10 protein-coding genes are annotated in these 13395 nt (G+C 71.1%); 9 read left to right on the plus strand and 1 reads right to left on the minus strand.

Features of this window, described 5'->3' with window-relative positions; translation table 11 throughout:
- Positions 1 to 33 precede the first annotated feature (33 nt).
- Positions 34 to 1836 carry a glycoside hydrolase family 15 protein gene (locus OG521_31050; GenBank protein ID WUW26864.1) on the minus strand — a complete coding sequence of 601 codons (1803 nt, stop codon included), beginning with the start codon at positions 1834 to 1836 and terminating at the stop codon, positions 34 to 36.
- 406 nt (positions 1837 to 2242) lie between these two features.
- Here OG521_31050 and OG521_31055 point away from each other — a divergent pair, with 406 nt between their 5' ends.
- From OG521_31055 to OG521_31095, 9 genes are all read left to right on the plus strand, one after another.
- Entirely contained in the window at positions 2243 to 3904 is a 1662-nt protein-coding gene (locus OG521_31055) for a CTP synthase (protein ID WUW24960.1), read from the plus strand.
- Between the two features lie 88 nt (positions 3905 to 3992).
- Complete coding sequence (locus OG521_31060; protein WUW24961.1) at positions 3993 to 4619, plus strand: NUDIX hydrolase; 627 nt, start codon at positions 3993 to 3995, stop codon at positions 4617 to 4619.
- A gap of 203 nt (positions 4620 to 4822) precedes the next feature.
- Positions 4823 to 6886, plus strand: coding sequence for a tetratricopeptide repeat protein (locus OG521_31065; GenBank protein WUW24962.1), 2064 nt, complete (start codon positions 4823 to 4825; stop codon positions 6884 to 6886).
- 143 nt (positions 6887 to 7029) lie between these two features.
- A complete protein-coding gene (gene ald, locus OG521_31070; protein WUW26865.1) occupies positions 7030 to 8145 on the plus strand; it encodes an alanine dehydrogenase in 1116 nt (371 codons plus the stop codon).
- A gap of 368 nt (positions 8146 to 8513) precedes the next feature.
- Entirely contained in the window at positions 8514 to 9632 is a 1119-nt protein-coding gene (locus OG521_31075; protein WUW24963.1) for a ParA family protein, read from the plus strand.
- Entirely contained in the window at positions 9629 to 10225 is a 597-nt protein-coding gene (locus OG521_31080; GenBank protein ID WUW26866.1) for a hypothetical protein, read from the plus strand. Before OG521_31075 ends, OG521_31080 begins: the two co-directional genes overlap by 4 nt.
- 110 nt (positions 10226 to 10335) lie before the next feature.
- A complete protein-coding gene (locus OG521_31085; protein ID WUW24964.1) occupies positions 10336 to 11412 on the plus strand; it encodes a segregation/condensation protein A in 1077 nt (358 codons plus the stop codon).
- A complete protein-coding gene (gene scpB, locus OG521_31090; protein WUW24965.1) occupies positions 11409 to 12056 on the plus strand; it encodes an SMC-Scp complex subunit ScpB in 648 nt (215 codons plus the stop codon). Before OG521_31085 ends, scpB begins: the two co-directional genes overlap by 4 nt.
- On the plus strand, positions 12056 to 13288 hold the full coding sequence (locus tag OG521_31095) for an rRNA pseudouridine synthase (GenBank protein ID WUW24966.1): 1233 nt from the start codon (positions 12056 to 12058) through the stop codon (positions 13286 to 13288). Before scpB ends, OG521_31095 begins: the two co-directional genes overlap by 1 nt.
- Positions 13289 to 13395: the final 107 nt, after the last annotated feature.

The raw sequence follows: 13395 nt of genomic DNA on the forward strand, positions 1-13395 counted from the left end.
GGCGGACCTTGCGGCCCGCCGCGGTCCGGCCGCTCAGCCCACGTACGCCCCGCTCGCCGTCAGCCGCAGTGCCGTGTCGATCAGCGGCACATGGCTGAAGGCCTGCGGGAAGTTGCCCACCTGGCGCTGCAGCCGCGCGTCCCACTCCTCGGCCAGCAGGCCCAGGTCGTTGCGGAGCGAGAGCAGGCGCTCGAAGAGCTGTCGGGCCTCGTCGACCCGGCCGATCATCGCCAGGTCGTCCGCCAGCCAGAACGAACACGCCAGGAACGCGCCCTCGTCGCCCTCCAGACCGTCCACGCCCGCGTTCTCGCCCGAGGTGGGGTACCGGAGCACGAAGCCGTCCTCGGTGGACAGCTCCCGCTGGATCGCCTCGATCGTGCCGATGACCCGCTTGTCGTCGGGCGGCAGGAAGCCCATCTGCGGGATCAGCAGCAGCGAGGCGTCCAGTTCCTTCGACCCGTAGGACTGGGTGAAGGTGTTGCGCTCCTTGTCGTAGCCCCGCTCGCACACGTCGCGGTGGATGTCGTCGCGCAGCTCGCGCCACTTCTCCAGCGGTCCGTCCGTGTCGCCGGACTCGATCAGCTTGATCGTCCGGTCGACCGCGACCCAGGCCATCACCTTGGAGTGCACGAAGTGCCGGCGCGGACCGCGCACCTCCCAGATGCCCTCGTCCGGCTCGTCCCAGTGCTTCTCCAGGTACTCGATCAGCTTGAGCTGGAGACCGGTCGCGTAGTCGTTGCGGGTCAGCCCCGTCATGTGCGCCAGGTGCAGCGCCTCGGTGACCTCGCCGTACACATCCAGCTGGAGCTGGCCCGCGGCGCCGTTGCCGACCCGGACCGGGCCGGAGTTCTCGTAACCGGGCAGCCACTCCAGCTCGGCCTCGCCGAGTTCCCGCTCGCCCGCGATGCCGTACATGATCTGGAGGTTCTCGGGGTCGCCCGCGACCGCCCGCAGCAGCCATTCGCGCCAGGCCCGGGCCTCCTCGCGGTAGCCGGTGCGCAGCAGCGAGGACAGGGTGATCGCGGCGTCGCGCAGCCAGGTGTAGCGGTAGTCCCAGTTGCGGGAGCCGCCGATGTCCTCCGGCAGCGAGGTGGTCGGCGCGGCGACGATGCCGCCGGTCGGCGCGTACGTCAGGGCCTTCAGGGTGATCAGCGAGCGGACCACGGCCTCGCGGTAGGGGCCGTGGTACGTACACTGCTCGACCCACTCGCGCCAGAAGTCCGCGGTGGCCTCCAGTGAGCCCTCCGGGTCCGGGACCGCGGGCGGCTCGCGGTGCGAGGGCTGCCAGCTGATGGTGAACGCGATCCGGTCGCCGGGGGCGACGGTGTAGTCCGCGTACGTCGTCAGGTTCTCGCCGTACGTCTCCGCCGGGGTGTCGAACCAGACCGAGTCGGGGCCGGCGACGGCGACCGTACGGCCGTCCACCTTGTGCACCCATGGGGTGACGCGCCCGTAGCTGAACCGCATGCGCAGCTGCGAGCGCACCGGCACCCGGCCGCTGATTCCCTCCACGATCCGGATCAGCTGCGGAGCGCCGTCACGCGGCGGCATGAAATCGGTCACTCTGACCGTGCCGCGCGGCGTGTCCCACTCCGATTCCAGGATGAGTGAGTCCCCGCGATAACGGCGGCGGTCGGCCACCGGGGGCTCCGTGCCCTCCGGATGTGCCGGTCCCAGGCGCCAGAAGCCGTGCTCCTCGGTGCCCAGCAGTCCCGCGAAGACGGCGTGTGAATCGAAGCGGGGCAGGCACAGCCAGTCGGCTGTGCCGTCCCGGCAGACCAGGGCGGCGGTCTGCATGTCTCCGATGAGTGCGTAATCCTCGATGCGCCCGGCCACGTGCATCTCCAGTCGAACGGCCATGTCGCCCCGTAGGGCGCTTACTGCGGGTCAAGAGGTCGTTGCAAGGGGTTGATGTGGGGGAACCTGCGAGCTCTTACCTCGCCCGGAGCGAGTGTCCGAGCAGGATACGACGCACCCGGGTGATCCGCGCGACGCTCTCGGCAACAGAGATGAGCCGAACGGGTGGGGCGTGAGAGACGTGCGGTGATCCTGTGTGCAGGGTGTGCCGGGAGTGGCCGGAAGCAGGCTCCCCTCGTCGCTGTTACCCTGGTAGCCCGTGGACCGGTGGTCGTCCGCAACAGCAGACGAGGCCCCCGAACCGCAGCGACGGCACCTCCGGAATCTCCGGACGGCAACGCCGGTACGCACCTCACGATCGCGACCACGGGAGCCCCCTTTGGCTATGCAGCCCACATCCACGACGACCAAGCACATCTTCGTCACCGGGGGTGTCGCCTCTTCCCTCGGCAAGGGTCTGACTGCCTCCAGCCTCGGTGCCCTGCTCAAGGCGCGCGGCCTTCGGGTCACCATGCAGAAGCTCGACCCGTACCTGAACGTCGACCCGGGCACGATGAACCCCTTCCAGCACGGTGAGGTGTTCGTCACCAACGACGGCGCCGAGACCGACCTGGACATCGGGCACTACGAGCGCTTCCTCGACGTCGACCTCGACGGCACCGCCAACGTCACCACCGGCCAGGTGTACTCGCAGGTCATCGCGAAGGAGCGGCGCGGCGAGTACCTCGGCGACACGGTCCAGGTGATCCCGCACATCACCAACGAGATCAAGCACCGCATCCGCCGCATGGCCACCGACGACGTCGACGTCGTCATCACCGAGGTCGGCGGCACGGTCGGCGACATCGAGTCGCTGCCGTTCCTGGAGACCGTCCGCCAGGTCCGCCACGAGGTCGGCCGGGACAACGTCTTCGTCGTGCACATCTCGCTGCTGCCCTACATCGGCCCGTCCGGCGAGCTCAAGACGAAGCCCACCCAGCACTCGGTCGCCGCGCTGCGCAACATCGGTATTCAGCCGGATGCCATCGTGCTCCGCGCCGACCGTGACGTACCGACCGCCATCAAGCGCAAGATCTCGCTGATGTGCGACGTCGACGAGGCCGCCGTGGTGGCCTGTGTGGACGCCAAGTCGATCTACGACATCCCCAAGGTGCTGCACACCGAGGGTCTGGACGCCTACGTCGTGCGCAAGCTCGACCTGCCGTTCCGCGATGTCGACTGGACCACCTGGGACGACCTGCTGGACCGCGTCCACAACCCCGACCACGAGGTCACCGTCGCCCTGGTCGGCAAGTACATCGACCTGCCCGACGCGTACCTCTCGGTCACCGAGGCCATCCGGGCCGGCGGCTTCGCCAACAAGGCCCGGGTCAAGGTCAAGTGGGTCGCCTCCGACGACTGCAAGACCCCGGCCGGTGCCCAGAAGGCCCTCGGCGACGTCGACGCGGTCTGCATCCCCGGCGGCTTCGGCGAGCGCGGTGTCATCGGCAAGGTCGGCGCCATCCAGTACGCCCGTGAGAACAAGGTGCCGCTGCTCGGCCTCTGCCTCGGCCTGCAGTGCATCGTGATCGAGGCGGCGCGCAACCTCGCCGAGATCCCCGACGCCAACTCCACCGAGTTCGACGCCGCCACCTCCCACCCCGTCATCTCGACGATGGAGGAGCAGCTGGCGTACGTCGAGGGCGCGGGCGACCTGGGCGGCACCATGCGGCTCGGCCTGTACCCGGCGAAGCTCGCCGAGGGCTCGCTGGTCCGCGAGGCCTATGACGACCTGCCGTACGTGGACGAGCGCCACCGCCACCGCTACGAGGTCAACAACGCCTACCGCGCCGAGCTGGAGAAGAAGGCCGGACTGGTCTTCTCCGGCACCTCCCCGGACAACAAGCTCGTCGAGTACGTCGAATACCCGCGCGAGGTCCACCCCTACCTGGTCGCCACCCAGGCGCACCCGGAGCTGCGCTCCCGCCCGACCCGCCCGCACCCGCTCTTCGCGGGCCTGGTGAAGGCGGCCGTCGCCCGCAAGACGGGCGCCGAGCCGGTTAAGTAACAGCACCCGCGCAGGCGTTACGGTTGACCGGGGTACCCGTCCTTCGAGGACGGGTACCCCGGTCACTGTTTTTTGTGGGAGGACGTAGATGGGTTTCCAGGACACGCCCGAGGAGTGGCCGGTCACCGCGACCGTGACTCCGTTCCGGGGCAACAAGACCAGCGTCCGCACCGATGACGTGGAGATGCCCGACGGCACGGTCGTGCGCCGCGACTACCAGGTCCACCCCGGCTCGGTCGCCGTGCTCGCGCTCGACGACGAGGACCGCGTCCTCGTGCTGCGCCAGTACCGCCACCCGGTGCGCCACAAGCTGTGGGAGATCCCGGCCGGACTGCTCGACGTCCCCGGCGAGAACCCGCTGCACGCCGCGCAGCGCGAGCTCTACGAGGAGGCGTACGTCAAGGCCGAGGACTGGCGGGTGCTGACCGACATCTACACCACGCCCGGCGGCTGCGACGAAGCCGTACGGATCTTCCTCGCCCGGAACATCTCCGAGGCGGACGGGGAGCGCTTCGAGGTCTCCGAGGAGGAGGCCGACATGGAGGTGGCCCGGGTGCCGCTCCAGGACCTCGTGCGGGGCGTGCTCGCCGGGGACCTGCACAACAGCTGCCTGGTGGTGGGGGTGCTGGCACTGGCCGCCGCGCGCGCGGGCGACGGGACCGACGCGCTGCGGCCCGCGGAGGCCCCCTGGCCCGCCCGCCCGTTCGAGGCCTGACGGACCGTCGGGGACCCCGCGGAACCGTCCGCGCGACCCCGTGCGCACCCTCCCGGACGTCCCCCGATCGGAAGAAATGCTGATCCGATCGGGGGATGTCTCCGCCGCGCTCCACCCGATTCGTCCACCCGCCTGAACTACGCTCGGAACGCCCTGACCGGAGTCCCGGCGGGCGACGCGTGCAGCGAAGTGGAGCGTGGCCCGTGACGGATCAGGCGGTGGACACCAGCGGCCCGGCTGAGGCAGCGGGGACCGAGGAGCCGGACACCGTCGAGCCAGTCCAATTCTTCGGGCGCGAGCGAGAGTTGAAGGAACTCCGGGCCGATATCGAGCGTGCCGGACTGGACACCATGGCCGGGCGCAAGAGCGGCAGGGCCCGGGTCCTGCTGATCGCCGGACGCCCCGGCTCCGGCCGCACCGCGCTGGCCGGTGAACTCACCCGCAGGCTGCTCGGCACCGGCGACTACCCCGACGGGCTGATCCGCGTCCGGCTCACCGAACCCGACGGCACCCCCGTACCCGCCGACCGCGCCGCGCGCGAACTCCTCGGCGGCCTCGGCGTGGCCGGACCGCCCGGCGCGGACGCGGACGAACTCACCGAGATGGTCCGCGAGGCGCTCGCCGTACGCCGCGTCCTGCTGCTGCTCGACGACGCACCCGACGCCGAACAGGTCGACCCGCTGCTGCCGGACAACCCGGACTGCCTCGTCGTCGCCACCTCCCAGGGCCCGTTGACCGGCATCCCCGGTGTCCGGCCCTGCACCCTCGGCGGCCTGGACGCGGCCTCCGCCGTCCAGTTGCTCGCCCGTGCCATCGGCCAGGTCAGGATCACCGTCGACCCGCTGACGGCCGAGACCCTGGCCGAGGAGTGCGGGGGCCAGCCCGCCGCACTGGTCATGATCGGCGGCTGGCTCGCCACCCGGCCGACGGCCTCGGTGGCCGACGTCACCAAACAGCTGCGGGAGCTGCCGGACGACGCCGAGCAGCCCACCGGCGCCCGCCCGCTGGCCCGTGCGTTCCGGCTGGTCCACGACTCGCTGCCGCCGACCGCCGCCCGGATACTGCGTCTGCTCTCCCTCGCCCCGGCCGGGCTCGCCGACGCCCACACCGCATCGGCGCTGGCCGGCTGCTCCGTCTCGGCCGCCCGGACCACCCTCGACGACTTCGTGACGCTGGGCCTGCTGCGGGCCGACGGGGCCGAGGAGCCGCAGTACGAGGTGCCCGGCTGCCTCGCCGGGCTGCTGCGGGCGCTGCTGGAGGACCGGGACCGCCCGGCCGAGATCCAGCTCGCCCGCGCCCGGATGCTGGAGCGCACCGTGCGGCTGCTCCAGTCCTGCCGGGCGGTCACCGAACCCGAAGGCTCCCCGGCCCGGCGCAAGCTGGCCGGGCTGCCGCGCTCCTTGCGGTTCCCGGCTCCCGAGGCCGCCGCCGCATGGCTGCGCAGCCGCCGGCCCGCGCTGCTCGCCTCCGCCAGGATCGCCGTCGAGGACGGTGAACTCGACACCCTGGCAAGGCGGTTGGTGGCCGCCCTGGTACGGGCGCTGGCCGCGCACGAGGGCACCGAGGCGGCCGCGCCCGATCTCTACGGACTGCACGGTCTGGTGCTGGCCGTGGCGGAGCGGCGCGAGCTGCCCCGGGAGCGGGCGGCCGCTCTGCTCAACCTCGCGGATCTCGACGCCGGGACCGGCCGGACCCGGGAGGCGCTGGCGCGCTACCGGGCCGCGCTGGACGCCGGACGGGCCGCGAAGGACCCGTACGCCACCGGCCGCGCGATGGAATCCGTAGGCGGTGCCTACGCCGAGCTGGGCGACTTCCACCGGGCCTCCGACTGGTACGGGCGGGCGCTCGCCCAGCGGCTCACCCAGGGGGAGCGGGCCGACGAGGCGCGGCTGTACGGGCGGATCGGCACCGTCCACACCTACGCCGGCCGGTACGGGGAGGCGCTGCGGAGCTGGCGGGCCGCGGCGGCCGGCTACCGCAGGCTCGGCGACCTGCCGGCCCAGGCGCGGGCGCTCAGCGAGGTCGCCCGGGTCCAGGAGTACGCGGGCCGTCCGCAGGAGTCGCTGCAGACCTGCCGGGAGGCCGTGGAATGGGCGCGGCAGGCCAAGGACCTGCGGCTGCAGGCCGCTCTGGAGCTCCGGCTGGCCGACACGCTGGACCGGCTCGGAGACCCCGCGGCCGCGGGTCTGCACAGGGGTGCGGCCGAGAGATTGCTGGGCGAGGAGAGCGCAGCCTACGAAATCCGTAGTCCATCGACAGAAAATTAATGCTTTGTAAGGCTAGACAGCGGGAAGCCCTTCATTAGACTGGCTCTGCCGCGGGTCTTCGCGGTGTCTCCATTTACGCTGTGTCTATCCGGGTATGTATGGCTATGCCCGGATAACCCTCTGAGCCAAGGACCGTGATCGACGTGAAGGTCGGCATCCCCCGCGAAGTCAAGAACAACGAGTTCCGCGTGGCGATCACGCCTGCCGGTGTGCACGAGCTCGTCCGCCACGGCCACCAGGTCGTCGTCGAGGAGAACGCCGGGGCCGGCTCCTCCATCACGGACCTGGAGTACGTCGCCGCCGGGGCGCAGATCCTGCCCACCGCCGACGAGGTCTGGGCCACCGCCGACCTGCTGCTGAAGGTCAAGGAGCCGGTCGCCGAGGAGTACCACCGCCTCCGCAAGGACCAGACCCTCTTCACGTACCTGCACCTCGCCGCCTCCCGCGCGTGCACGGACGCGCTGCTGGAGTCCGGCACCACCGCCATCGCCTACGAGACCGTCGAGACCGCGAACCGCGCGCTGCCGCTGCTCGCCCCGATGTCCGAGGTCGCGGGCCGGCTGGCCCCGCAGGTCGGCGCGTACCACCTGATGCGCTCGGTCGGCGGCCGCGGCGTGCTGCCCGGCGGTGTGCCCGGCACGGCGGCCGGCCGGGCCGTCGTCATCGGCGGCGGCGTCTCCGGCTGGAACGCCACGCAGATCGCCGTCGGTCTCGGATTCCACGTCACGCTGCTCGACAGGGACATCAACAAGCTCCGCGAGGCCGACAAGATCTTCGGCACCAAGGTGCAGACCGTCGTCTCCAACGCCTTCGAACTGGAGAAGGCCGTCGTCGAGGCGGACCTCGTCGTCGGCGCCGTGCTGATCCCCGGCGCGAAGGCCCCGAAGCTGGTCACCAACGAGCTCGTCGCCAAGATGAAGCCCGGAAGTGTACTTGTCGACATTGCAATTGATCAGGGTGGCTGCTTCGAGGACTCGCACCCGACGACGCACGCCGAGCCGACCTTCATGGTTCACGACTCGGTCTTCTACTGCGTCGCCAACATGCCGGGCGCGGTCCCGAACACGTCCACGTACGCCCTCACCAACGCGACGCTGCCCTACATCGTGGAGCTCGCGAACCGTGGCTGGGCCGAGGCGCTGCGCCGTGACGCCGCACTCGCCAAGGGCCTCAACACCCATGACGGGCAGGTCGTTTACCGCGAGGTCGCCGAGGCGCACGGTCTCGACCACGTCGAACTGAGCACGCTTCTCGGCTGACGGGTCAACACCGATCGTCAACCTCACGCGTCCGGCCGGACCTTGCCGAGCAAGGTCCGGCCGGACGCGTGTCGGGCCTTCCCGGGGCCGCGCGCAACTCGTCTCGAACGTAACCCTTTAACCGATTCGTGCCCCCGCGAAAAGTGCGCCCGAAGGGCTGCGCGCCCTTGACAGCGGGGTGTTCGATTGCCGACACAACGGGCCGGGTCCGGCGGATTGTGTTGCTGCGGACCGGTGACACGCCATAGAGTCGCCAATCGTCGGCATGGTGCCACGCTGACCTATCGATAAGTTTCCTGGTCACGTCCAAGGAGGTAAGACGACTTGTGAATGAGTCGACATTTACTCCCGGGGGTGTTCATCCAGGGATGCCGGCGCGGGGCCAGAGCCCGAACGGGCTGGAGGCTGTCGGCTCCGTCGCTGTCCGCACCTTCGCCACCCACCAGCACATGACGACAGCCCCCCAGATGATGGACGGCCTACACGTGAACGCCATGGCCGGCAACGAGAGTGGCCGGGACACCGCCCACTTCGCCGACTTCGACGAAGCGCCCCAGGGGCACTTCTACGACCCAGACGCCGAGTACGAGCCCGATCCGGAGTACGCGGCCACCCTCGCGCCCGACGCCGCCCGGCAGCGCCGCGAGCGGATCGGCCCGACCGGCCGCCCCCTGCCCTACTTCCCCATCCCGGGCCCGCTGACCGATCACGGCCCCGCGAAGATCATCGCGATGTGCAACCAGAAGGGCGGCGTGGGCAAGACCACGTCGACCATCAACCTGGGTGCCGCGCTCGCGGAGTACGGCCGGCGCGTCCTGCTCGTCGACTTCGACCCGCAGGGGGCCCTGTCCGTCGGCCTCGGCGTCAACCCGATGGAGCTCGACCTCACCGTCTACAACCTGCTCATGGAGCGGGGCATGGCGGCCGACGAGGTCCTCCTGAAGACCGCCGTGCCCAACATGGACCTGCTGCCGAGCAACATCGACCTGTCGGCCGCCGAGGTCCAGCTGGTCAGCGAGGTCGCCCGGGAGTCCACGCTGCAGCGCGCCCTGAAGCCGCTGATGGCCGACTACGACTACATCGTGATCGACTGCCAGCCCTCGCTCGGCCTGCTCACCGTGAACGCGCTGACCGCCGCGCACAAGGTGATAGTGCCGCTCGAGTGCGAGTTCTTCGCGCTGCGCGGGGTGGCGCTGCTCACCGAGACCATCGAGAAGGTCCAGGAGCGGCTCAACCCGGAGCTGGAGCTCGACGGCATCCTCGCCACCATGTACGACTCCCGTACGGTGCACAGCCGCGAGGTCCTCGCGCGCGTCGTCGAGGCCTTCGACGACCACGTCTACCACACGGTCATCGGGCGTACGGTCCGCTTCCCGGAGACCACGGTCGCCGGTGAGCCCATCACCACGTACGCCTCCAACTCGGTCGGTGCCGCCGCCTATCGCCAGCTCGCCAGGGAGGTGCTCGCCCGGTGTCACGCCGAGTGAGTCTGCCCGGGGCCGACGAACTGTTCCGTACCACCGGGGGGATGGGGCTGCAGTCCTCGTCCCCCGCGGAGCGGCGGCGCAAGGCGAACGGCGAGACCCGGGTGCCGGCTCCGGCCGGTGAGGCCGAGGCCGGGACCGAGGCGTCCGGAGAGGGCTCCGAGGCCCCCGCCGGTGCAGCCCCCGCCGCGCAGGAGGAACACTCCGCGGCGGACGCCGACGCCGGTGACTCGCGCAGCCGCGGCGGCGAGAACGACCGGGTCGCGGTGGCCGCACAGGCCGGCCGCCGCCCGCAGCCGCCGTCCTCGCAGGAACCGGTTCCCGCACCCGTCGTGCAGCAGCAGCGCAGGCGTGGTGGCGGGCGCGGCGCGAACCGCAGGCCCAGCGGCCGGGAGCGCCACGACGAGAAGATCACGGTCTACGTCTCCGCCGAGGAGCTGATGGACCTCGAACACGCGCGTCTCGTGCTGCGCGGCGAGCACGGACTGGCCGTCGACCGCGGACGCATCGTCCGTGAGGCGGTCGCGGTGGTCCTCGCGGACCTGGAGTCGCGGGGCGACGCGAGCATCCTCGTACGGCGGCTGCGCGGCCGCTGAGCGGTGCGGCGCCGGTAGCCTGCCGGAGAGGGTCCGCGGCCGTCCGGCGGTCCGGCCCTCCCGTACGGGCCGCCGCCCGCCGACCGTGTCCCGCCGCACCCTGGAACCCCATGCCGACGCCCGACCAGCCCGCCCGCACCTCCCGCCGCCCACTGGGCCGCGGGCCGGGCGGGGGACCCGTGCCGGGGGACGTCCTCCCGGCGGTGGTGGACGACGTGCCTGCGGTGGATCCGGCGCCGGTGGTGCTTGAGGTGCCGGTGGTGGACGAGGCGTCTGTGATCGACGAGGCGCCAGTGGTGGACGACGTGCCTGTGGTCGACGAGGCCCCTGCGGCGGTAGCCCCCGCTCCCGCTCCCGCCCCCACTCCCGACGACGGGCGTTTCACCGTTCGGCTGGCGAACTTCGAGGGGCCGTTCGATCTCCTGCTCCAGCTCATCTCCAAGCACAAGCTGGATGTGACCGAGGTCGCCCTGTCCAAGGTCACCGACGAGTTCATGGCCCACATCCGGGCCATGGGGCCCGACTGGGACCTCGACCAGACCACCGAGTTCCTCGTGGTCGCCGCGACCCTCCTCGACCTGAAGGCGGCCCGGCTGCTGCCCTCCGCCGAGGTGGAGGACGAGGGCGACCTGGCGCTCCTGGAGGCAAGGGACCTGCTCTTCGCGCGACTGCTCCAGTACCGCGCGTACAAGCGCATCGCCGAGATCTTCAGCGCCCGTCTCGAATCCGAGGGCCGGCGCTTCCCCCGTACCGTCGGACTGGAACCGCATCACGCGGAACTGCTGCCCGACGTCGTCATCAGCATCGGGGCCGAGGGCTTCGCCCGGCTCGCCGTGAAGGCGATGCAGCCGAAGCCCAGGCCCCAGGTCTACATCGACCACATCCACGCCCCGCTGGTCAGCGTGCGCGAGCAGGCCGGGATCGTGGTGGAGCGGCTGCGGGAGGCGGGCGAGATCAGCTTCCGGGAGCTGACCGCGGACGCCCCGGACACCCTCACCGTCGTCGCACGGTTCCTGGCGCTGCTGGAGCTCTACCGGGAGAAGGCCGTCGCCCTGGACCAGGACGAGGCGCTCGGCGAGCTCATGGTGCGCTGGGCCGGGGGAGAGGGAGCGGAGCCGGCCGTGACGGACGAGTTCGACCAGGAGGCACAGGACGTGCGGGACGCGCAGAGGGACGTGAAGGCATGAGCGAGCAGGACGTCACCGGTTCCACCGTCGCGGAGCTCGATCTCAAGCCGGCCCTGGAGGCCGTCCTCATGGTCGTCGACGAGCCCGCCACCGAGGAGCACCTGGCCAAGGTGCTGGAGCGGCCCCGGCGGGCCGTCGCGGACGCGCTGCGGGAGCTGGCCGACGAGTACACCGTGCAGCGCCGCGGTTTCGACCTCAGGCTGGTCGCGGGCGGCTGGCGCTTCTACACCCGCCCGGAGTACGCGGCGGCGGTCGAGGGCTTCGTCCTGGACGGCCAGCACGCCCGTCTCACCCAGGCCGCGCTGGAGACCCTGGCGGTCGTCGCGTACCGCCAGCCGGTGAGCCGTTCGAGGGTTTCCGCGGTGCGTGGAGTGAACTGTGACGGGGTCATGCGGACCCTGCTGCAGAGGGGTCTGGTAGAGGAAGCGGGCGCGGAACCCGAAACAGGTGCGATCCTGTACAGGACGACGAACTACTTTCTGGAGCGGATGGGCCTGCGTGGCCTGGATGAGCTCCCGGAGCTCGCGCCCTTCCTCCCCGAGGCGGACGCGATCGAGGCTGAGACGCTAGAGGGTGTGCCGTCGTTCGATCCGGACGCACCGGACACCCCGGATACTCACGCAGACGACAAGACGGATTTTTGATGCGAAGCAGTGGCAGGAACAGCGGAAGCGGCAGCGGCGGCGGCAGGAGCGGCGGCGGCGCGGGCGGCAGGAGCAGCGGCGGCAGCGGCGGCGGCAGGAGCAGCGGCGGCGCGGGCGGCAGGAGCGGCGGCGCGGGCGGCAGGAACAACAGCGGCACCGGCCGGAACAGCAACCCGAGCCCCCGCGTGTCCGGCTCCGGGCGCGACGACAACCAGGAGCAGCGCCCCCGCCGGCCCCGCCCCGAGGAGCGCCGCTACGACGTGGGCAACGACAAGCCGGGCGGCGACGGCGGCACCCGCAAGGGCCGCGGCGCGTCGGCCCGCGGCGGTGCCAAGGGCGGCCCGAAGGCGGCGACGCCCGGCTCCGCCAGGAGCGGCGGTCCGCGACGTACCCCGTACGGCGCCCAGGCCCGCCCGCGCGAGCTCGACGCCAAGATCGAGCAGCGCAACCGTGACAGGTACGCGAACAAGCCCGAGATCAACACGCCCAAGACCCACCCGGGCGCCGAGCAGGAGGGCGAGCGGCTGCAGAAGGTCCTCGCCCGGGCCGGCATGGGCTCCCGCCGCGCGTGCGAGGAGCTCATCGAGCAGTCCCGCGTCGAGGTGAACGGTGAGATCGTCGTCGAGCAGGGCATGCGCGTCGACGTCCACCACGACGAGATCAAGGTCGACGGCCTGACCGTCGCCACCCAGTCGTACCTCTTCTTCGCGCTGAACAAGCCGGCCGGTGTCGTCTCCTCCATGGAGGACCCGGACGGCCGCCAGTGCCTCGGCGACTACGTCACCAACCGTGAGACGCGTCTCTTCCACGTCGGCCGGCTGGACACCGAGACCGAGGGCATCATCATGCTCACCAACCACGGCGAGCTGGCCCACCGTCTCACCCACCCGAAGTACGGCGTGAAGAAGACCTACCTCGCGGCCATCCAGGGCCCGCTCCCGCGCGACCTGGGCAAGCGGCTCAAGGACGGCATCCAGCTGGAGGACGGGTACGCCCGCGCCGACCACTTCCGCGTCGTCGAGAACACCGGCAAGAACTACCTCGTCGAGGTCACCCTCCACGAGGGCCGCAAGCACATCGTCCGCCGGATGCTGGCCGAGGCCGGCTTCCCCGTCGAGCGGCTCGTGCGCACGTCCTTCGGACCGATCCCGCTGGGCGACCAGAAGTCGGGCTGGCTGCGCCGGCTCACCAACACCGAAGTGGGCATGCTGATGCGCGAGGTCGGTCTGTAGACCACCCCGCTCACCGCTTCACGGCCCGCGGCCGGTTCCCTGTTCCCGGTGGTCGATTCCCGACCTCCGACTTTCGAACAGGAACCGGCCGCGGGCCTTTTGCTGCC

Source organism: Streptomyces sp. NBC_01463 (assembly GCA_036227345.1).
Lineage (GTDB): Bacteria > Actinomycetota > Actinomycetes > Streptomycetales > Streptomycetaceae > Streptomyces.